The 23371-nt window shown below is 45.3% G+C and carries 10 protein-coding genes; 8 read left to right on the top strand and 2 right to left on the bottom strand.

All coding sequences use genetic code 11. The features are described 5' to 3' along the window. The first annotated feature begins 268 nt into the window (after positions 1–268). From DQQ10_RS25610 to DQQ10_RS25625, 4 genes are all read left to right on the top strand, one after another. A complete protein-coding gene (locus tag DQQ10_RS25610) occupies positions 269–3418 on the top strand; it encodes an nSTAND1 domain-containing NTPase (protein ID WP_112749801.1) in 3150 nt (1049 codons plus the stop codon). Between the two features lie 4 nt (positions 3419–3422). Continuing rightward, a complete protein-coding gene (locus DQQ10_RS25615) occupies positions 3423–4547 on the top strand; it encodes a porin family protein (RefSeq protein WP_112749802.1) in 1125 nt (374 codons plus the stop codon). After that, on the top strand, positions 4525–5781 hold the full coding sequence (locus tag DQQ10_RS25620) for a hypothetical protein (protein ID WP_112749803.1): 1257 nt from the start codon (positions 4525–4527) through the stop codon (positions 5779–5781). Before DQQ10_RS25615 ends, DQQ10_RS25620 begins: the two co-directional genes overlap by 23 nt. Positions 5782–5919: 138 nt before the next feature. Beyond that, positions 5920–14454: a PKD-like domain-containing protein gene (locus DQQ10_RS25625; protein WP_112749804.1), complete on the top strand. Its 8535-nt coding sequence runs from the start codon at positions 5920–5922 to the stop codon at positions 14452–14454. A gap of 80 nt (positions 14455–14534) precedes the next feature. Here DQQ10_RS25625 and DQQ10_RS25630 read toward each other — a convergent pair whose 3' ends face one another. Both DQQ10_RS25630 and DQQ10_RS25635 read right to left on the bottom strand, forming a co-directional pair. Continuing rightward, positions 14535–16451 (bottom strand): PAS domain-containing hybrid sensor histidine kinase/response regulator, encoded by a 1917-nt coding sequence (locus DQQ10_RS25630; RefSeq protein WP_112749805.1) that lies wholly within the window; start codon positions 16449–16451, stop codon positions 14535–14537. A gap of 1 nt (position 16452) precedes the next feature. Then, a complete protein-coding gene (locus DQQ10_RS25635; RefSeq protein ID WP_112749806.1) occupies positions 16453–17814 on the bottom strand; it encodes a sigma-54-dependent transcriptional regulator in 1362 nt (453 codons plus the stop codon). A gap of 112 nt (positions 17815–17926) precedes the next feature. On the opposite strand from DQQ10_RS25635, the gene DQQ10_RS25640 reads away from it, so the two are divergent. The 4 genes from DQQ10_RS25640 to DQQ10_RS25655 all read left to right on the top strand — a co-directional run bounded on the left by DQQ10_RS25640 (position 17927) and on the right by DQQ10_RS25655 (position 23363). Next, on the top strand, positions 17927–18391 hold the full coding sequence (locus DQQ10_RS25640; protein WP_112749807.1) for a hypothetical protein: 465 nt from the start codon (positions 17927–17929) through the stop codon (positions 18389–18391). A gap of 65 nt (positions 18392–18456) precedes the next feature. Then, positions 18457–19023, top strand: coding sequence for a rhomboid family intramembrane serine protease (locus DQQ10_RS25645; RefSeq protein ID WP_245970546.1), 567 nt, complete (start codon positions 18457–18459; stop codon positions 19021–19023). 45 nt (positions 19024–19068) lie between these two features. After that, positions 19069–20067 carry a DNA polymerase III subunit delta gene (gene holA, locus DQQ10_RS25650; RefSeq protein ID WP_245970547.1) on the top strand — a complete coding sequence of 333 codons (999 nt, stop codon included), beginning with the start codon at positions 19069–19071 and terminating at the stop codon, positions 20065–20067. A gap of 266 nt (positions 20068–20333) precedes the next feature. Then, positions 20334–23363, top strand: coding sequence for a tetratricopeptide repeat protein (locus DQQ10_RS25655; protein WP_112749810.1), 3030 nt, complete (start codon positions 20334–20336; stop codon positions 23361–23363). Positions 23364–23371 lie beyond the last annotated feature (8 nt).

Below are 23371 nucleotides of genomic sequence, written 5' to 3' on the forward strand. Positions count from 1 at the left end.
GGTTTACTAGCCATAGCGCACAATCTTGCAAAAGCGACCGCATGAGTGACGAAGATTTCACGCGCCTACATTTTTCAAACTAGATTAACCCAAAAAAAACAAAAAAAGCCGCCTCATGACTTTTGAGGCGGCCTCTTTTTTTGTTCCGCAAAAAACTCTACCTTGGTAAAAGCCTTAATTTTTTGTCAGGCCCCATAATTTTTTGAACTGTGTACTTACCAAAAAATCGGCTTCTATTCATTAAATTTCAGTTTACCGTGGGTACCTCATGCTAAACCAGCCCATACATAGCGGTGAGTCTCAGCCTCAGTCATCTCAGTTAACTGATCAAGCGCTCGGTACTGAAAATCCGTTTCCGGGTTTGAGATCATTCTCTATTGATGAATGCCATCTCTACTTTGGTCGTGAAGGGCAAGTCGATGAGATTCTCATGCAAATCGCGAAGAGCAGATTTGTGACCGTCATGGGCTATTCAGGTAGTGGAAAGTCATCGCTCATGTCGTGCGGTTTAGTTCCTGTACTTTACGGAGGCTTTGTTACAGAATCTGGTCCCTATTGGGAAGTTATTACGACGCGCCCAGGAGGATCACCTATTCGTGCTTTAACAGATTCTGTTGTTGATTTTCTAATCAAGAAAAATCGAATCAATTCAGACGACAGAAGTATCCATTGGGCCATTATCAATTCTGTTCTTCGAAGCGGCCCCGATGCATTGCTCGAAATTTCGAAGTATATCCAAACTGATAATAAAGAAAACATCTTCTTTTTAATTGATCAGTTTGAAGAGATCTTTCGCTTTCGCGATGACGCAGAACATGAAGCGCAAAACGATTCGCGACTTTTTGTAAACCTAATTCTTACGGCGGTAAAACAATCCGAAGTTCCCGTTTACGTGGCGCTAACGATGCGGTCAGATTTTATCGGTGAATGCGCAGCCTTTCCAGGATTAACACAACTGATCAATAATAGTAACTACCTCGTGCCGCACATGACGCGCGAGCAAAAGAAAATGGCTATTGAAGGTCCTGTTGCCGTGGCTGGTGGCAGAATCTCCCAACGCCTTGTAAAGCGATTGCTTGCCGACCTTGGCACGAATCAAGATCAACTTCCAGTATTGCAACATGCACTTATGCGTACGTGGGATCATTGGATTGAGAATCATGAACCCAATGAGCCAATAGATCTTCGTCACTACAATTCGATTGGTAAGATAACACAAGCCTTGTCGCAGCACGCCAATGAGGCATACGAAGAGTTATCGACAAGAAATAAAATGATTGCCGAAGTTCTTTTCAAATCCATTACTGAAAAGAACCAAGACAATCGTGGTATGCGAAGGCCTGCGCGTTTGGGGGTGATAGCGTTACTTGCGGAAGTGAGTGAAGAAGAAGTGATCGATGTGATTGAACACTTCAGAAAGCCAGGTAGATCTTTTTTGATGCCAGCAGCGCACGTAAGGCTCGACAGTGATTCAATGATTGAGCTTTCACACGAAAGTTTGATGCGTATTTGGAATCGCCTTGAGGCATGGGTAGAGGATGAGTTTGAATCCGCCTCGATGTATCGTCGTTTGTCAGAGGCAGCGGCGATGTATCAGATCGGGAAGACTGGTTTGTGGCGGCCACCAGATTTGCAACTTGCGCTGAACTGGCAGAAGAAACAAAAGCCGACGCGTGAATGGGCCCAACGCTACGACGAAGCTTTTGAAAGGGCAATCGTGTTTTTGGATACGAGCCGTATCACGTATGAAGCGGAGTTGAAGAATCAGGAGATGATGCAACGACGCGTGCTGCGAAGAACGCGTGCTACTGCGATTGTCCTTGGGGTTGCATTTATCGTAGCCATTCTCTTCTTCGTTTTTGCTTATCTACAAAAAATACAAGCCGATTCCGATCGTCAGTATGCCGACACGCAACGGAAGCAAGCACTAGCGCAAAAAGCTGAGGCTGATCGCCAGAAGGGGATAGCTGAAAGTCAGAAAGCTCGCGCTGAGAAAAGTGCTTTTGAATTATTGAAATCAAACGAAGCACTTGAGGATGCTGTGAAAGCTGCTAAGCGCGAACGTGACCGCGCTGAAGATGCGTTTAAGTTCGCGCAATTGGAAGAACTAAAAGCAAAAGCTGCTGGGATAAAAGAAAAACAAGCAGCGAAGATGGCAGAGGAGAAAGCGGAAGAGGCGATGTATAACTTTCAGGCTGCAGAAAATCTACTCATGCTAGTACTGGCGCAAACGCTGGCGACAAAATCTGTGCAAGAAGATGATGATAAAAACTTAGCCGGTCTCCAAGCAATGCAAGGTTATATCTATCATAAGCGACACAGAGGAAAAACATACGATCCTTACATTTATCGTGGATTGTACAGCGCGCTGACAAAACTCTCTGGTGCTAATTACAATGCGTTTAAAATTCCAGGACCGCCACGCGTGCACATTCGATCCCTGGCTATTTCTGGCCGCGGTACATCGTTCTTTGCGTCTGGAGCAGACGGAAGAATTTATCAAGGTGACTACGATCGGTTGAGCAGCACCGTGACAAACTACACCACACCATTTCCAAGTAAAGTGATCGCCCTGAGTAAGGATGAAAACTATTTAGTGAATGGTAGCGACTCTGCCTTTGTTCAGCTTTACGATTTGAAGAATGGCGGAAAAGCAAAAATTATCAAAGGATTTAAAGGTCAAACCAACGACATAGAGTTCCTTCCAAAGGAGAATGCGTTCATCGTTGCCAGTGGAGATAGAACCATCAGCAAAGTTAACGCCGCGACTGGCGAAGTGACAAAGCTGATCACGATGCCATTTGAACTGAAGGCGATTAGTATAAATCCGAATGGCAAAACCATGGCAGGGGCAGCATGGTCGGGGCAGGTAGTGATTTTGAACCTACAGACGTTAGAGTATCAAACGGTACTTGACGACAACGGTTTTCGCGCGATGGTGGTGAGGTTTAATCCAGATGGAACAGCGTTAGCATTTGGATTAGAATCTTTGGATCCGGTGAATCGCCGTGGTGTCGTCCGTTTATATAATACTTTTACGAAAGAGACGCGTCAGTTTACGGGCCACCGTGCTGGGATCAACGACATTGAGTTTAGTGCGGATGGTAAGTTGATGGCGAGTGCTGGACTCGATAAACGTTTGCAACTGTATGTTTTGGATAACCCAGAGGATTTGCCTGTGGAGATGGAAAATAATAACGGATTTGTGTGGGATATTGCTTTTGCGAAAGGTTCAGATTTGTTGATCGCAACTTGTAGTGAATCCGAGATTCGCGTGTGGCCAACAAATCCGGCGTCTTTGGCAGAACAGATTTGTCCGAAGCTTACGCGGAACATGACGCAAGATGAGTGGGGTAAATACGTTGGAGACAGGCCGTATGAAAATACTTGTATAAATCTGCTAATCAATCAACACTGATCAGATGCAGCGTTTAAGAATTGCCTTCCTAGTATGCTTTGCGATATTTTGTGCGCGTGGTCTGAAAGCTCAGAGTCAGGAAGAGTGTGAGCAGGTGTTAAACCGCGCGATCGAAGAATTTAATGCTGGGCATTTTTACGGGATACCATCGATGCTGCATGACTGTCTAGAGCGGAATCAACGCGCAGCATGGCGACAACGCGCGTATATTTTACTAGCGGAAACGTATCTATTGTTAGATGATCCGGTCGGAGCTGAGCGAAGTTATTTGGAGATTTTACGTGCCAACCCGGAGTTTGTTCCTGATCGTAATCGTGATCCGATCGACCTCGTTTATCTCGGTTCTAAATTTACCGGCGAGCCAATTTTCTCGCTCTATGGCAGGATCGGTGCGAACGTATCACCCGTTAATTTGCTAAAGACACGGTCGGCACTTGCAGGCGATGTAACACACGATTATAAGTGGAGAACTGGGATAGGCGCGGGCGTTGGTGCTCAATATCATTATGATCAGAATTTTGGCGTGACGCTTGAATTGAATTATATGTTTACGGCCTATCAATACGAAACGACACGTGCGTTCGGGCGCGATAAGTTATCAGTTTTTGATCGACAAAATTGGTTTAAGATTCCGGTAACATTCCGATACTCAGATTCAGAAGGAAAGTATCGGCCATTCGGATACATTGGATATTCCGTAGATATGCTGTTCCGTGATCGCGGTACGCTAACATTCGACGATCGTAATTTTACGGATGGGAGAATCGTTCCCGATGAACGCGAAAGTCCCGTCATTAATTTTAATCCGAAACGAAATAAAATAAATCAAGCGCTCCTTTTTGGAGGCGGGGTAAAGTATAAACTTGGACTCGATTATGCCTTTGTTGATGTTCGTTACTCTATCGGATTGACAAATGTTGTGAAGGTTGAGAACACGATTAATAGTGCAGACACTGAAGATCCGGTTTTTCAATGGGGATATGTCGATAACCTTTACAAAATCAATAATCTTTCAGTTTCTATCGGATACATTTATCCATTATACAAACCACGAAAGTTAAAGAAGGCTCGTTCGAAGTCTGTTCTTAAGCGTATCAAAAAGCAAGATGATGAAGTCACTCAAGATTAAAATTCTTTTGATATCGCTGTTAGCCTTCCTTTCGTGTGACACGAAAAATGATTTTGAGGGAGACTACCGAAATTACTTTGTAAAATACTACGGCGAAGATGGTAATCAGGAAGCTGCGGATTTATTGTTGACCGACGATGGCGTGTTGATGTTGGGTACGACCCGTATGGCCAATCAAAGCAGGATAGTATTGATCAAAGTGAATTACGATGGTGATGAAATATGGAGACGAACGCTGGGTGCTTATAGCGAAAACGCCAAAGACATAGAGCCAACCACAGATGGACAATCATATCTCATTCTTTCAAATGTGTTGACAGGAAAGAATCTTGTAACCAATGAAGATTTGTATGATGCCAAAGTGATCAAAGTTAACCGCGACGGAATAAAGGAAGATAGTGCCGTTTATAGTGAGCATGTGACACAGTTCATGAATAGTGTAACACCGCTTTCGGACGGCGGTTTTTTCCTTGCAGGCAACAGCGCCGATGAGACTATTTTTAATGAAACACTTACCACGCCGCCACCGGATCAGGAGGATATTATATATGTGCAATTCACACCGGCTTTCGATCCGCTCACGAGCAACGAAAGTACCGCTGCAGAGCATTATGGGGCGGCGGTAAAAATGTTTGAGACCTCATCTGGTATTCGAATATTTGTTTACTCCGACAATGAGTTTGGACTACCGATTGCTGCAAACGCGAACCATGCTGTGTATGAGACCTATTTTTCGGGAGGCTCCTGGAGTACCGGGTACCCTTACAGCGGCACAAATGATCGCGATGAAATTCTCAAGCATGTCATAAAAGATCCATTTACCAACGGGTATTTTGAGTTAGGGACCTCATGTGACATGCCAACGCCTTACGGAAATCTTTATTTCGCCCGCCGTACCGGTGGATTCGCGATTATAAACCAAGGTGTTGTTAATGGACTTGTTGGAAATTATACCGCTGCCGGTGTCGCACCATGCCTTCATACAGATGATGGATATTTGGTAGTTGCGAATCAAATCCAGCTCGCAGGAACGAATATTAAGCTTGTGAAGCTTGATCAGAACTGCACATACCAATGGGACGTCAGTTTTGGAAGTGCCTCAAAACAAAATGTTGGTGTGGGTGTTGCTGAATTACCTGATGGTAGGATTGTCGTGTTGGGCACGATTGAACTTGAAACGCAGAAGAAGATAGCGTTGATGAAGATCAATCCTCAAGGTAAGTTCTCCGATTAAATAGCAGAAAATCAGTCGAAGGATTACGTATATTCATGGTTACATTTTTCTGATTTTTTAAATAAACCTCAATAGTTGTTGTCCCCCTCCATGATTACACCGCTGCGTTTTATTCAATTTTTTTGCATATCCCTGTTGATGCTTTCGTTTCAAGTAGCGTCTGCTCAGGTAAGTGTGAGTGGGGGTACCGGTGGGTCCACGCTTTGTGCTGGGGGAGGATATGTTTCATTGACGCCCATTGTGATCTCGGAAACAGCAAACGGCGATATATCAATGGGCACGCTGGCGCTCGAAACATTGAATTTGACGTTATCCAATGCGGCTTATGAATTTGAACCCAACGTTGGAAGCGTTTCGTTTACGGGGACAGGAGCTGCGAGCATATTGGCGTCGATCAACGTCACGGCAACACAGATATCGATCTCCATCGCAGAGGGCGATAATAATAATTCGACAGGTTTAAACGCGCTCACAATTACCGGCATTCGGGTACGCGCAACTGCCGGAGCTGGTGCGGCCAATCTTCGTCGCGCTCCCGCGGGCGGTACAATCTCTATCAATGGATTTGCAGCCGGAACAAATGTATCATCGGTTCAAGGATTTGCTTCACCAACCGTAAACGCGGGAAGTGACGCAACGGTCTGTCAAAATACCGCATTCAACTTTATCACCCAAAGCACTCCCTCATCGGCATCGGCAGGAACTACGTTGTCGTGGAGTCATAATGGTTTGGGGGTTATTACAAATGGATCAACGCTAACGCCAACCTATACGCCATCGGCCGCTGAAACGGGGGTGGTGACATTCACGCTACAAGCAACCAACACAAATGGAAGCTGTTCTCCAGTAACTGAACAAATGCAGTTGACGATCAATCCGTCGACGATGGTATCAGTTCCTCCTTCAGCATCGGTAATTTGTGAAAATGAAAATACATCGTTCACCGTCGTTGCATCGGGAACGTCACTTACTTATCAATGGCGCGAAAATGGTTTGAATATTTCTAACGGTGGCGTCTATAACGGAGCGACTTCGCCAACATTGACTTTAACCAACGTGCCTGCTTCATTTAGTGGCCGTACATATTCTGTCACGGTATCGGGTACGTGTGGATCTGTAACCACAACCCCTGCCGTTCCACTTACAGTAAACGTCAGGCCGCTGATTGTGGCTGGTAATCCAACTAGCGAAACAATTTGTCAAAATGATGACATTGATTTTGTTGTTGATGCAGGCGCGACCACGGGCGTTTCTTATCAGTGGCAGGTGAGTGTCAACGGCGGATCTACCTTTAGTGATTTATCCAATGGAGGCAACTACGCAGGTGTTAATTCAGGTATTTTGAATCTAACCAACGTGCCAGTTTCATTTCATGGAAACCTGTATCGCGCAGTAGTAAACGGAGTTTGTTCGCCGTCTGTCACCAGCAATGCAGCGATACTCACGGTGAATGCCAATCCAGTCGTAAATACACCACCTTCCCCGCAAACCGTTTGTGAAGACGGTGTTGCTACTTTTTCGGTGTCGGCCACAGGGACAGGTTTGACCTATCTATGGTATGAGGATGGAACTCCTTTATCCAACGGAGGAGTCTATTCAGGGGTGACGACCTCAACGTTGACTTTGTCCGGTGTTACATCAGCCTTTAATAGCAGAGATTATCATGTTGTGATTACAGGAGGTTGTTCATCACCGGTAGCGACGACGCCAGTAAATCTCACGGTGAATGAGAAGCCGCAAGTGAGTAACCCGACGAACTCAACGATTTGCCAAGGAACATCAACGTCGTTCTCCGTTTCTACAACGCCCACCACTTCACCAACCTATCAGTGGCAAGTAAGTACGAACGGTGGGGTGACTTTCAATAACCTCACAAACGTAGCGCCTTATAGCGGGGTGACTACGGCGACGCTGAATCTGAATGCTGTCCCTTTGGCAAACAATAATTTCCTTTATCGTGTAGTTGTAAATGGAACTTGTTCTCCGAGCGTCACAAGTAACGCAGCGCTTTTGAGGGTGAACACAACAACGAGCGTTACTACACCTCCTGCGGTTACGAGTGTCTGTGAGGATGGAACGGCGATGTTTAATGTAGTCGCTTCGGGAACAGCACTAGGTTATCAATGGAGAGAGGGCGGTGTTCCCATTTCCAATGGGGGCGTTTATTCCGGCGTAACAACGACGTCCCTTACATTAACAGGTGTTGCGAGCGCGTTCAATGCTCGCGTTTATAGTGTTACCGTTTCGGGAGCCTGCGGAACCGTGACAAGTGCTGGGGCGGCGCTTACCATTAACGAGAAACCTGAAATATTAGATCAGCCTGATAATACAATCATTTGTGACGGTGATGACACGAGCTTCGAAGTTGATCCAGGACTAACAACAGCGCCAACGTATCAATGGCAAGTAAGTACTAACGGCGGTGTGAGCTTTTCAAACGTGGTTGCTGATGCTGTGCACAGCGGAATAACAACCGCTATGCTATCATTAACCGATGTGCCCTTAACCCATCAAGGGAGATTGTATCGCGTGGTAGTGAGTGGTGCCTGTGCTCCAAGTATCACCAGCAATGCCGCAGTACTAGGCGTGAATGCTAATCCGGTAGTGACGACAGCACCGACAGCCCAAGTATCCTGTGAAGGAGGTACAGCAACCTTTAATGTAGTGGCGACAGGAGCAGGTCTTGCGTATCAATGGCGCGAGAATGGAACACCGATCAGCAATGGTGGAATCTATTCCGGTGCGACGAGTCCAACGTTGACCTTGACAGGCGTTACCGCAGCGATGAGTGGCAGAACGTATAGTGTTGTGATCACCGGTTCATGCGACAATGCGACGACGACAGCAGTAGCGCTTACGGTGAACATCAATCCCGTGATTACGAGTCACCCGAGCAGTGTAGTGATTTGTGAAAGCGATGCGACAAGCTTCACGGTGAATGCGGGCACAACAACATCACCATCATATCAATGGCAAATCAGCACCGATGGCGGTGTTAGTTATACAGACTTAACGAGCGTAGCACCTTACAGTGGTGTGACGACAGCAACCTTAAACGTGAGTAGTGCATCGTTATCGATGAATGGGAATCGTTATCGCGTACGCGTATCGGGTACGTGTTCTTCTCCTGTGACGAGCAACGCGGCAGTACTAGGAGTGAATGCTAATCCGGTAGTGACCACAGCACCGACAGCCCAAGTATCCTGTGAAGGAGGTACAGCAACCTTTAATGTAGTGGCGACAGGAGCAGGCCTTGCCTATCAATGGCGTGAGAATGGAACACCGATCAGCAATGGTGGAATCTATTCCGGTGCTACGAGTCCAACGTTGACCTTGACAGGCGTTACCGCTGCGATGAGCGGCAGAACGTATGATGTCGTGATCACAGGTTCATGCGACAATGCGACGACGACAGCCGTAGCGCTTACGGTGAATAGGAATCCAGATGCTTTTGCCACAGACGCGACGATCTGTAGTGGAGCAACTACCAATATCATAATTAGCAACCCGAATGCGGTGGCGGGAACAACGTTCACATGGAGTATACAGAGTAGCACGAATGTTAGCGGGGCGTCATCGGGATCAGGTGCATTAATAGCGCAAACACTAAGCTCGACCGATGGTGTTACTGCTGGAATTATTACTTATATTATTCAACCTAGTGCATCAGGTTGTAACGGTGTTCCTTTCGCTGTTTCTGTTAATGTAAGACCTATTCCAAATGTGGCTGCGTCTCCTCAAACGATTTGCTCAGGTGCGACAACCAATATCTGGATCACAAATCCAAACAATGTTTCTGGAACAGCATTCAATTGGATCGTACAGAGCGTTTCAAATGTAACGGGGGCGTTACCGGGGTCTGGAAATACAATCAATCAACGTCTCACATCTACCGATGGTATTACGCCTGGCGCTGTGACCTATCGTATTACGCCGATTGCAGGCGGATGCCAAGGTAGTTTCATTGATGTGACAGTTACCGTAAATCCGATTCCTGTCGTAACAAATCCGCCAACGGATTTTATACAAAAGATATGTAGTGGTGTTGCTTTGAATTTTGTACCGACATCGACAGTAACCGGTACCACATTCAATTGGACTTCAACAGTAATAGGAACGTTGACCGGTGTGTCGACTTCCGGTACAGGACCAATTACTGATACGCCAATCAATGCAACAAGCACGGACGCTGTCATTATATACACCATTACACCTACGATTGCTGGATGCGCTGGCGCTCCCGTAAACCTTGTCGTGACCGTTCACCCGGTGCCCAGTGCAACAGCTTCTTCTCAAAATATTTGTTCAGGACAATCGACTAGCATTGCGATAAGTGGTGGTCCGAAAAACGTGTCAGGAACAACGTTCTCTTGGACTATACCGAACTTCACAAATGCGAGCGGATTTGCAATTGGATCCGGAAATGTAATCAGTCAGCTTCTATCAAGTGTAGATCAATTGAATAATGGTGTTGTTACTTATCGCATCTTGCCAACAGCGAATGGCTGTGACGGCCCAACGCTGGATGTAACAGCAACGGTGAAGCCTGTTCCTGTTGTCAACAATCCGACCCCATCATTAGCGCAGCAGATTTGCAGCAGTGCGCCGCTGAATTTTGTGCCGACAACCGCCGTATCAGGATCAACCTTTACGTGGACAAGTACAATTACGGGACCAGTAAGTGGTGGATCTGTGACGGCATCAGGCAGTGGAAGTATTACAGACTCACCGGTTAACACAGGGAATGTACAAGGAACGGTAACCTATCGAATCACGCCACACAACAATGGATGTGATGGTCCTACGGTTGACTTTATCGTGACTGTGAAGCCTGTACCAACGGCAACAGCTTCGGGTGTTGTTATTTGTAGTGGTGAGACAGCAGCCATTTCGATTTCGCCATTGCCAAACAACGTGGCAAATACAACGTTTTCTTGGGTTGCAGCGCCGACGACTAACATTATCGGTGCCTCTAATGGAAACGGTTCATTGATATCACAATCGCTGTCGACGACGAACGCGAGCATGGGTTCGGTAGTATATACGATTACACCTGCCGCCGATGGATGCAATGGTTCGCCGGTGATGGTTACCGTGACAGTGAATCCATTCGCAATCGTGAGTGCAGGAGCAGATATAAAAGTTTGTCAAGATGCCGCAGCACCTGTGACGGTGCCGGTTACAGGAACGATTGGCGGTAGTGCAACATCTGCTACTTGGTTTGTTAAAACGGGTTTGGGAACAGTGTCGGCAAGTACGACAACGGGCGGGACCGTCACGGCGACTTACAACACACAGCCTGGCGATATTGGCGGAGTCGTTGAACTGTATCTCGTGACCAATGATCCAGACGGAGCAGGCGGACCTTGCACGGTGAAATCGGATACCTTAAAAATCTTCATGAATCCAACGGCGAAGATCGTTCCACTTATCGATCAGGTGGTTTGTGATCCCGGCGTAATCAATTTATCTGGAACGCTTGCAGGGAGCGCAACGTCAGGTTCATGGACACCAGAGACAACAGGTGGTGGCGCGTTAACCATTAGTAGTATCACGGGCAGTGTTGTCACCGCGAGTTATTCGACAGTAGCAGCAGATGTTCCTTCAACAGTTTCCTTTAGGCTGACATCGAATGATCCAGATGGCTCCGGGCCTTGTACGCCCGCAACAGACGTGGTTTCGATTACGATCAATGAGTCGGCACGGGTGTTTGCAGGTGCAGATTTCGCGGTGTGTGAGGATAGTCTCTTCCAACTTCACGGTGATTTTGACAAAGCGACCTCGAGTGTAACCTGGACAGGAGGTAGTGGTGCTACTCGCTTTAGCAATGTGAACGATACGGCATCAACGTACTCGTTGACACCGGCAGACATTGCGGCAGGCTCTATAACATTTACGTTAACGTCTAATGATCCAGACGCTGGTGGACCTTGTATCGCTGTGTCGGATAACGTGGTGGTGAAGGTTAATGAACTGCCAGACGTATTCTTCTTCGGATTGGAAGATTTTTATGCAGAGAATAGTCCGGTTGATGATCTCTCACCAGTGCCAGTCGGTGGTGATTTTTCGGGACCTGGTATCATTGCCGGAACTTATCAATTCAAGCCATCTGCTGCAGGCTTTGGGCCTATCGTCATTACCTATGAATACACAGATCCGAAGACAGGTTGCACAAACTCGGTGTCGGACAATACAATAGTGAACCCTGTTACCGATGTTGACTTCTATATTGAGAACAATCCAAGAGATGAAGATGGTCATCCTGTAATTTGCTCTAATCAAGGCGTTGTGAACTTAATCGGCGTTCCTGCGTCGGATGATAATCTCCACCAAGATCCAACGTTCTTCGAGGCGCTTTCACCTGAGTTGATTCCAAGAATGAGCGAAAGCAACCAGCGCTGGACGTTGAATACGACAGATCTTCCTGCGGGAACATATTTGATGCAGTACACTTACAAAAATCAGTACGGCGCATCGAATACGATCACACGCGACATTATCGTGCATGCAACGCCAACGGCGACAATTGATGTAACAAATGAATGTATTGATAAAATCGTGACATTCCACGAATCGTCGACTTTTGCGCCAATTCAAAATAATACTACGGGGGTTATCGATCAGTGGACTTGGACGTATGGAGAAAGTACAAACGGCAGCGACGGCCCGAATCCTGAACCAACGTATCAGTACATCACGCCGGGTGATAAGAATGTGACGTTGAGAGTTACAACCAATGAAGGATGTTCGAATATCGCTTCAAAAGTAATTACGATAGGGACACCGCCATCACCTGACTTCGAGGCCACTGGAATTTGTTTGGGTGATGTTAAAAAGTTTGTTGATAAGTCAACGTCAAGCTTTGGAACGATTACACATCATGCATGGGATTTTGGCGACGGTGATACATTAGGTATGTCAGTGTCTAATAAAGTAATTCCGGTAGGTAAGCATGCAGGAAAGACTACTGGCATTTGGAAAAATCCAAACCATGAGTACACAGATTATCAAGTTTACTCAGTGACACTAACGGTTGGTACTGATTCTAAATGTAGCGCGAGCACAACCAAAGAAGTGTTTATTCTCCAGACGCCGTTAACCTCTACGGATTACTTTACAGACTTCGATTCAGGTCCAGGCACATGGGTCGCAGTAGGGGAGCCGATAACACAATCGAGTTGGAATTTCTCGATGCCGGACGGAGAGTACATTAAAAAGAAATATCCGACAGATAGTGCGTGGGTGACATCGGGCAACGATGGTACATATTTCAATGGAGAGCAGTCTTTCGTGTATGGCCCATGTTTAAATCTTACGGCAATAGATCGTCCGATGGTATCGATGAACTATCAAGTAGATACAAAAGAAGGATTTGACGGTGCAGTGTTGCAGTACTCAACAAACAGTGGTCAAACGTGGAAAACAATAGGAAACGCGGCGCCAGATCAGGGTATCAATTGGTACAACAGAACTGATGTTGTGGGAAATCCAGGTGGTGATGATAACTATGCATGGAGTGCCATAGGCGAGACAAGTTGGAAGAATGCACGATTCAATCTTGATCAGATACCGCTCGCGGAACGTGATACAGTAGTGTTCCGAATTGCTTTTGGAAGTAGCTTGGATGCATCGCCGGGTAGAAAGCTAAACGGATTTGCCTTTGATGACGTGTACATCGGAAGTAAGAAACGGATGGTACTTGTTGAACATATCACCAATGATGCCTCATTCAATGCCGAGGACGAGTTCATAGATAACGACATTGCTTCCGATAATTTTATTAAACTTCAATACCATTTGTCGACGCCAACTAACGATGAGGTGAATGAAGATAATCCATTCGAGCACCTGGCCCGCGCTGTATTTTACAACGTGGCGCGTCCACCGGCAACCTTCATGGATGGTATACTCGGACCATATTACAACACAACCTTCGATGGTCTTGTGGCGAAGATGACGCCGGAAGTTCTCGATAGAAGGTCGCTTGAAGATCCTTCGTTTGAGATATCCATTGTGTTCAACGATACGATCAAGTCATATTTATCAGCCGACATTACGTATACCTTTATCGATACGGCGATGACATATACCAAACCCGTTATTTTACAAGCTGCACTTGTTGAGTCAGGTCCTGGCGCGAACGACAACAAAAATGCGTTGCGTAAACTGTTATTAGAACGCAGCGGCTTTATGACAGATAAGCCACTGAATAAAGGAGAAATTGTTTCGTTCGTGAAGAAAATAAGACAGCCGATAAATTTCCCAATCGGTGATGGTGACAGTCTGTCGGTGATTGCATTTGCACAGGAATTGACAAGTCAGAATGTGAAGAAAGTGCTGCAAGCAACCATAGCAAAAGCACCGTTGGATCTCATACCGCTTGGGCCCGTTGCGAATGAACAAGATCAAGAAGCAAGCAACATTGAATTGTATCCAAATCCTGCTTCCATGGTCATCAACTTTGCCTCAACGCAAGCGCTCCGGAATGCGTATAGTTATCGTCTCATCGATCAACGCGGCGTTACGGTGTTGGATGGAAACCTAAAGCGTGATTTGAGAACGCCGCAGGAAGTTGATATCAGTAAACTTGCTAACGGAATATATTTCATGGCAATTGTTGACAAGAAGCGTGTGGTGCGCTACGAAAAAATTGCTATCCTGAATCAGTACTAAAAAACTGATTACAGTACCTGTAAAAAAAAGAGATCCCGCGAGTAATTCAGGGATCTCTTTTAATGAATACTATTGTTACTCTAACCAAGAGCTTCTTTCGATAATTCGGGAATCACGATTTTACACTTCTTTAGAAATTCTCGACCTATTCGTGTGACTTCCTGCAAGTTCGTTTCAAGCTTGCTGTTCTCTTCTATAAAAACAATCTCACTCCGAAGGGCGTCCAGTCCCATCAACGTAAAGCTCGGCTTAATTTGGTGCGCCATACGTGATAACTTATTCCATTCCTGCGTGTCAATAGCTTGATGCATGTCTTCTAAAATGGATGGTACAGTTTGGATAAATGTCGTGACCATTTCGCGAATGAACTCTTCGTTGTTGCCTGAAACCGAGCGAAGATAGTCGAGGTTGTAGTGGACTTCTTTCTTTGTGCCCACCTGGACCGGGATGTTCTCTTTTGTTGCTGGTTCAATTTTTAGATCGTCGAACAATTTATGATAAAGATCCTCGGGCGTAAACGGCTTGGGTAGATAGTCGTTCATCCCAGCAGCAAAACATTTTTCTACATCAGAAACCGTGGCGTTAGCAGTGAGCGCAATGATGGGTACATCTGAGGAATGATCCATCATTCTAATCGCTTTCGTTGCTTCATACCCGTCCATCACAGGCATCTGAACATCCATCAAAACAACATCGTAGAAATTGTTTTTGATCTTCTCGATGGCAACAAGTCCATTTTCAGCAACATCGATATAGCACTGCCAATTCTTTAGAATACTTTTTGCGTACAGTCGGTTAATGTCGTTGTCTTCGACAAGCAATACGTGCAAGTCAGACTTCTTAACGTCCTGCAGAACCTTGTCTGTACTTTGTGTCGTTTTTGCAAGGTCTTTTACTTTTCCGATGCCATAAGGAATCGTAACCATGAACGTCGACCCTTCATGTTCTTTGCTGATCACGTGAATCGTTCCTTGTTGAAGTTCTACCAGCTGTTTTACGATCGTCAGTCCCAGTCCAGTTCCGCCATATCGACGGGTAACGCTAGCATCAGCCTGACTAAAACTTTCGAAGATGGTATTCAATTTTTCTTCTGGAATACCCACGCCAGTGTCGCTAACTTCAACGCGTATCCAACAAGTGCCACGGTGTTCTTTCTCTGCATTGCAACGAATTTGAATTGAACCGTTGTGGGTAAATTTTACGGCGTTGCTAATGAGGTTGATTAATATCTGATTTAATCGGACTGGGTCACCCAGCAAGATTTTGTTTAGCTTTTCATCGATCTTATAGTCGAGCGAAAGCTTTTTCTCTTTCGCTTGATAAGTAAAGGTATTAATCAGCGAGGGGAGTAGATCTTTTAAATTGAAGGCGATACGTTCAAAGCGAAGCTTGCCTGATTCGATCGCGGCGAGATCGAGGATGTCATTGATGATTACCTTCAAGTTCTCAGCAGAGTGCCTGATCGCGTTTAAATACGTCTCACGATCTTCAGGACTAGGTCCTTGTCCAAGAAGGTTGGCCATTCCGGCAATACCATTGATCGGCGTTCTGATTTCGTGACTGATATTTGCCAAAAACTGTTCCTTAGCTTTTTGTAATCGCACGAGTTCGTTTTCATCACGCTTCCGTTGCGTGATGTCGCGACAGTCAAGAATCAATCCTTCCAGTGCGGTTTTGTGCTGAAGGTTAATCGCGTTGAATTCAAGAAAACGGAAGCTTTGATCCTTACACAGAAATTGAAATTCAATTTTTTCGGTGTAGGCTCTTTTCTGACTGAGTCTGAATTTGCGTTTGAAATCTTCTAAGGTCTCAGGTTTGATGAAGTGAAAGAAGTTTTTTCCGATCAAGCTTTTCGATCGATAGCCAAGCGTTTCTTTTACGGAAGCATTGTGGTAGTGGATATTTCCGGTATAGTCCACCACGAAGATAATATCCGAGCCGTCTTCTACGACGGCTTCGTAAAAGGCGCCACGCTTAACATAATTCTCTAACTTCATGCTAGATTCCAATAGCCTCCATTTCTTTCAGGTACCTGTAGAGGGATGATTTCCCGATATCTAATTTGTTAGCTACTTCTAACACATTATTGTCGTATTTGTTGAGGTAGTGCCGGATGATCCGGTACATAAACTCCTGCATTTTCATCTCCTGATTAAGGAATGACTCCATGCGTGAAGAGCTGTTGAAGGTGATGTCTTGAGCACGAATTTCCTGGTCTTCAGCCATTACCGCCGACAACTCGATGATCGATTTGAGTTCGCGTATATTTCCGGGGAACGAGTACTGAAGCAGCTTTTCTTGTGCCTCTTGGCTGATTTTGAACTTACGTAATTGATTTTCGCTAGCGAAATTGTCCAAGAAATGCTTCGCAATAAGCAACACGTCGTTACCCCGTTCGCGGAGCGCCGGTAGGTGTACCGGAAGACCCAATAGGCGATAATACAAGTCCTCACGGAATCGCCCGCCCTTCACTTCTTCTGCAAGATCTTTATGCGTTGCGGCAAGAATACGGACATCCAATTTAATGACTTGGTTGCCACCGATCCGTGTGACTTCACGCTCTTGCAACACACGAAGAAGTTTTGCTTGAAGGTTTGGATCCATCTCACCGATTTCGTCGAGAAAGATTGTTCCGCCTTCCGCTTCTTCGAACTTACCAATGCGCCGTGTGATGGCCCCCGTGAAAGCTCCTTTCTCGTGACCAAACAATTCACTTTCGATGAGATCGCGCGGAATTGCTGCGATGTTGACAGCAACGAACGGTTTATTTTTTCTTTTCGAGTTGTAGTGAATGGCTTTTGCTACAAGTTCTTTTCCTGTTCCAGTTTCACCGGAAATACTTACTGAGATATTTGTCTGGACGGCTTTTTCAAGTAGCGAGAACACACGTTTCATTGCCGGACTTGTACCGATAATGCTTTTTTCAAATTCGTATTTTCCGACGATCTCTTTTTTGAGGTGATCGATTTCCTTGATGAGCGATGTCTTATTGCGCGCATTGTTGATGGCGTTCATCAAGCGTTCTTTCGTCTCATGATCTTTCGATATGTAATCATAAGCGCCAAGTTTTAACAGTTCCACCGCGGTGTGGATTTTCTCTTGTGCTGATACGATGATCACATTGATGTTGGGATCATGACTGCGGATTTGGCTAAGAACCTTTTCCCCTGGCATGTCGGGCAGGGAATAGTCGAGCGTAATGACTGCTGGATTCTTGTAAAGATTGGCCAAGCAATCCTTGCCAGACGTGTAAAATGATACCTCATAATCCGGATTGAGTTCGAGGACATACTTTAAGAATTTGGTGTAAGCCGGATCATCTTCCACCACAAAAATGTTAACGGGGTCTTTCTCGTACATGAGTCTTTACGGGTTGAAAAAGTAAATATACTCTTGAATATAGTGGAAAGAAAAGTTTATAAATAGCCAATATTTAAGCATATTTATCACAAGCGTATAAATCTGTCGTAACATGATTCCAGAATTTCGTGGTCTAGAGGACGCAGAGGTCGAACTACTCTTAAAGGCGCCTATACTCGTTTGCATTTTAATTGCCGGTGCCGATGGCACGATCGATAAAAAAGAAGTGAAGGAAGCAATTTCTTTAGCTGGGCAATTGAAGAATTCTTCGGGTGTGCTATCGGGATATCTTCGCGAGAGTACAGAGGACTTTGAAGACAAGTTAAAGATCGTTGTGCAGGCCTATCCCTATATGGCCGATAAACGTACGCCAATCATCGTTGAAGAGCTGACCCGGCTGAATAACCTGTGGCCTCGGCTTGGGATAGATTTTTCGATCGCGCTGTATACCATGCTTCTTAAAATTGCCGACAAGATTGCAAATTCCTCAGGCGGGCTGCTGGGCATTCGATCCGTCGATGAAGATGAAGCAAAGTTTATCCATCTACCCATGATTGCCAATCCAGCGAAAAATTAATGCGGCTTTTCTGCTTTCCTGTGCTAGCAATTTTCATCTTTGCACTTCTTCTGTAAGAACGTCTTATGTCGTCGTCAAGGTCATTTTTAGGTAGTGCCGTAGTTCCCTTCAGGTTTGTGTTTTTGATGTGGGCGGTCTTTTATCTTGAAATTCTACTTGGTTTTCCTTTCAAGTACTTCGGCATAGTTCCCCGAACTCCGGTCGGTCTCATTGGAATATTCAGTGCGCCGTTACTTCATGGCAATCTTATCCATCTCATTTCAAATACGATCCCGATGCTTTTCTTGGGATCAGTACTATTCTTCTTCTATCCCGGGGTAGGTGGTCGCGTGTTTCTGCGCGCTTACTTTTGGACGAATGTTTTGGTGTGGATCTTTGCCCGTCCGGCCACAAATCACATCGGCGCGAGTGGTGTGGTGTTCGCGATTGCATTCTTCCTGATCTTCTTTGGTTTTTTTCGACGTGATTTTGTGTCGATCTTCATTTCCGTCATCGTCATCATTTTATACGGCGGAGTCTTCTTTCAAGTGATCCCCAACGACCCATCAATTTCGGCCGAATCTCATCTCGCGGGTGCATTGGTTGGCACGATCTCAGCGATTAATTTTGCCAACAAGAAAAATATCTATTAACGATTCATTGAGCAGTTCACCATGGATGCAGCGGTAAAAAAAATAATGACCGATCTAAAAGCTAAAAAGTATGCCCCTGTGTACTTTTTGCAAGGAGAGGAGACTTTTTACATTGATCTGATCGCCGACTTCATCGAAGCCCATGTCTTGAACGAAGCTGAAAAAGGATTCAATCAGGTCGTTGTGTATGGTAAAGATGTGACGATGGCGACCATTCTCACGCACGCCAGGAGATTTCCGATGATGGCGGAGCGTCAAGTCGTGATCGTCAAAGAAGCGCAAGACATTCAAGATTTAGGAAAGGACATTGGTGGCAAGCTTCTTTTGGACTACCTCGGCAAGCAAGTGCCGACCACGGTGCTGGTGTTCTGTCACAAGCACAAAAGCCTCGACAAACGGAAAGAGGTAGGGAAGAAGATTGATCAACTCGCTGTAACCATCAACAGTAAGAAGCTGTACGATAACCAGCTTCCGGAGTTCGTCTCAGAGTATGTCAAGGATAAAAAGATCCCCATAGAGGACCGTGCAATTCAAGCAATCTGTGAATTTGTGGGGAATGATTTACATCGTCTTGCCAATGAAATTGACAAGCTGGTGATTTCGCTTCAACCTGGAGAGTCAATCACTGCCGACAAAGTGATGAATCAGGTTGGCGTGAGCAAAGAGTATAACATTTTCGAACTACAGAAAGCCATTGTTACACGCGATACTTTGCTGGCCACAAAAATTGTAAACTACTTCGAGAGCAATACCAAGAAAAACCCAAGCATACCGGTCGTAGCTTATTTGTTCTCATTTTTTAGCAAACTGTTAATGGCTTCAAGCGCCACCGACAAGAGCGAAAAAGGACTTGTTAGTGAGCTGAAAGTGAGTCCGTATGCTGTGCGTGATTACACCTCTGCTTTACGCATATATCCGATGCCCAAAATCATGGATAACATCAGCTCGCTCCGAGAGGCAGACTTGAAACTCAAGGGAGTAAACACAGGTGCCGCCAACGAAGGACAGATTTTGCGTGAGCTTGTATGGCGTCTCATGAACTAGATGTCGTCACTTATTTTTGTACAATCTTGCACAATCCATACTTTGCGCATTATCTTTAAAAGCTAGAAGCGTAAAGCTTGCTACCGTTAACCGACAACTTATAACGGTTAACGTTTTTTAAACTGGCTGGCAAATTTTTTTTAGAAGCAGAACCCAGGTACACCAGCGCCAACTCATAGGGAGGTTTTGACTTCAAGTATTTTTTGGTTTCTTATTTGCAATAAAGTTTGAACAACGCGTTCTAAACAAAAATCGAATTCACGTACATGCAAAAAATCATTGCAGGGTTATTCTTCATTCTTATCGTCCAAGGCGTTTGTGCGCAGGATCAACTGTCGCAAAACAAAGTCGAAAAGCTTTACCAGCTCGGTGTCGAGCTCGTGCAGCATGAAAATTATGGTGCGGCACGCCAGGTATTCACTGACTTTTTAGCGCAAGCATCGCCCATCGATTCGCGAAGAAGCGAGGCGGAATATTATGTCGCCTTCAGCGCCCTTAACCTCGGTCACAAAGATGGCGAAAAGCTCATTGATCATTTCATTCAGCACAATCCATCAAGTCCAAAAGCGTCTACGGCATATTACGACCTGGCCACGTTCTTCTACAATGAGGGAAACTATGTAAAGGCCGGCAACTATTACAAGAAAGTTAATTTTCCTGCGCTTACCAGTGATCAACAAAGTCAGGGGCATTTCAACTGGGGGTACAGCTTGTTTAGTCAGAAAAAGCTCGACGAGGCATTGGAGCAATTCAACTTTGTAAAACGCCAGAGTACTGCTTACACGCCTGCATCGAACTACTACGCTGGCTATATTGAATACACGAAAGGTGCTTATGATGAAGCGTTGTTTGATTTGAAGAAAGCAGAGACAAGTCCATCGTACGCAACCGTCGTTCCTTATCTGATCGCCAATATCTACTATCGCCAGAAACGATATGACACGCTCCTTGAGTACGCGGCCGTGTTGAAGAACAGAACAGACATCACCAACGCGAGTGATGTATCGATGTTGGTCGCCGAAGCATATTACTTTAAAGGTGACTACAAGAAAGCAGTAGACGCCTATCAGCAGTACTTCGATAAAAATGCAAAAGCTGAAACGGGGCTTTACTTTCGCGCGGGGTATGCAAACTATTCGGCAGGAAATGTTGCGCGTGGTATTGAATATTTAGATAAAGCCGCTGCATCAAAGGATACAGTAAGCTACTATGCGTCCTATTATCTCGGTATTCTTCACCTTAAACAAGGCAATAAGCCATTGGCGCTAAACGCATTCGACTATGCGCGGAAGAATCCTAAAGATGCTAACTTTGCGCAAGAGAGTTCATTTCATTTTGGAAAAGTTTCTTATGACGCGGGTAAGGCAGATCAGGCCATCGCAGAATTCGAACGATATTTGAAAACATATCCATCGACGGCGCATACGACAGAGGTAAAGGAATTGCTTGCGCAAGCGTACATCAACGGAAATAACTTCAACAAAGCAATCGAATACATCGAGGGGCTTTCATCACGAAACCAATACATCAATCAGGCGTATCAAAAAGCAACCTACTTAAAGGGCGCTGAGCAGTTCAATAAAGATGCGTATGCCGATGCCGTTGTATACTTTGGGAAATCATTGGAACAACCCATCGATCCTAACTATACTGCGCTAGCAAGCTATTGGAGAGGGGAGGCTTACTCTATCGGAAGAAAGTATGAAGAAGCGGTGGCCGATTACCAGCGCGTCGTAAGCTTGGGAGCGTCAGCCCCTGCGGATGTGCTGTTGCAAACGCGTTACGCACTCGGCTATGCTCACTACAACACAAAAGCATTTGATAAAGCCCTTTATAATTTTAAAGAGTTTACTAACAAAGCTGACAAAAACCACCCGAATTATGTTGATGGTTTGATTCGTTTGGCAGACTGTTATTATGTAACAAAACAATATGACCAGTCGCTTGTGACGTATACTAAAGCGAAGTCTCTGAAAACGTCTGATCAAGATTATCTGTTGCTACAATCCGGTATTGTGCAAGGTGTACAGCGTCGATATGCTGAGGCACGTACGAGTTTAAGTCAATTGATTCGCGAGTATCCGAAGTCTCCGTATCGTGAGGATGCGCTATATCAACGCGCACAGTTTGAGATTGAGCAGGGCAATTATCAAGCTTCCGCAGATGGATTATCGCAGCTGATTCGGGAAGGCGATAACTCCCCGTACTTGGCTTCAGCATATATGAAACGTGGAACGGCGTATGGAAATTTGAAACAGTACGATAAAGCGATTAACGATTACGTTACGGTTATCCAGAAATTCCCTGCTGATCCGAAAGCAAAAGACGCACTCACGCCACTTCAGGAGGCGCTTTCGGCAGTCGGTAGGTCAGATGAATTTGATAAGTACTTATCGGCTGTAGAAGTTTCTAATCCCAATGATTCGCAGTTGGAGTCTATCAAGTTTGAAGCGGCGAAAAATCAATACTTTGATCAACAATATCAAAAGGCGATTACCAGCTTAACGGCATTCACGACAACGTATCCTGCATCGGCAAGAGTTTCTGAAGCGAAATTCTACATCGCGGAGTCGCACTACAGACTCAATCAATTCGATCAGGCCCTCACCGTTTATATACCGCTCAGCCAAGACGTCTCGTTCACATCAGGAAACAAGGTAGCTGCGCGTATCGCGGAGATTAAATTTAAGCAAGGAAAGTATGAAGCTGCTGTCCCTTACTATCATCACCTGGAGCGCCTAGCCAGCACGAAGAAAGATAAGTATAACGCTTGGTCTGGTCTGATGGAATCATTCTTCTTGCTCTCAAAATATGATTCAACCGACATATACGCGAGACTTATCCTCGAACAGGGAAACATCAATGCTGGCGCTCAAAATAAAGCGTCTTTATATCTTGGAAAATCAGCGATGTCACGCGGCGATTACGAAGTAGCCAAAGATGAATTCCTCAACACATTGAATGCCGCATCGGATGAATACGGCGCGGAAGCCAAATATCTTTTGGGATTAATCTTCTATAATCAAAAGCAATACAAGCAGTCTTATGAAACGTTGATCAGTTTGAATAATGATTTCTCCACTTATGAATTATGGGTTGGTAAGTCGTTCTTATTATTAGCGGAGAATTATGCAGCACAGAATGATATTTTTCAGGCGCGCGCAACACTTCAATCGTTGATCGATAGATTCCCATTACAGAACATTAAAGATGAAGCTTCTAAGCGACTGAAAGAAATAGACGCAGCTGAACTCGAAAAACAGAAGAAAGCAGAGGCCGATACATTGGATAATTAATCGTTAAG

The organism is Pseudochryseolinea flava (assembly GCF_003286915.1).
In the GTDB taxonomy this organism is placed as follows: Bacteria; Bacteroidota; Bacteroidia; order Cytophagales; family Cyclobacteriaceae; genus Ohtaekwangia; species Ohtaekwangia flava.

Coding starts and splice junctions, on each gene's coding strand:
- DQQ10_RS25610 (WP_112749801.1), top strand. CDS start 269: ATGCTAAACCAGCCCATACATAGCGGTGAGTCTCAGCCTCAGTCATCT.
- DQQ10_RS25615 (WP_112749802.1), top strand. CDS start 3,423: ATGCAGCGTTTAAGAATTGCCTTCCTAGTATGCTTTGCGATATTTTGT.
- DQQ10_RS25620 (WP_112749803.1), top strand. CDS start 4,525: ATGATGAAGTCACTCAAGATTAAAATTCTTTTGATATCGCTGTTAGCC.
- DQQ10_RS25625 (WP_112749804.1), top strand. CDS start 5,920: ATGCTTTCGTTTCAAGTAGCGTCTGCTCAGGTAAGTGTGAGTGGGGGT.
- DQQ10_RS25630 (WP_112749805.1), bottom strand. CDS start 16,451: ATGAAGTTAGAGAATTATGTTAAGCGTGGCGCCTTTTACGAAGCCGTC.
- DQQ10_RS25635 (WP_112749806.1), bottom strand. CDS start 17,814: ATGTACGAGAAAGACCCCGTTAACATTTTTGTGGTGGAAGATGATCCG.
- DQQ10_RS25640 (WP_112749807.1), top strand. CDS start 17,927: ATGATTCCAGAATTTCGTGGTCTAGAGGACGCAGAGGTCGAACTACTC.
- DQQ10_RS25645 (WP_245970546.1), top strand. CDS start 18,457: ATGTCGTCGTCAAGGTCATTTTTAGGTAGTGCCGTAGTTCCCTTCAGG.
- holA (WP_245970547.1), top strand. CDS start 19,069: ATGACCGATCTAAAAGCTAAAAAGTATGCCCCTGTGTACTTTTTGCAA.
- DQQ10_RS25655 (WP_112749810.1), top strand. CDS start 20,334: ATGCAAAAAATCATTGCAGGGTTATTCTTCATTCTTATCGTCCAAGGC.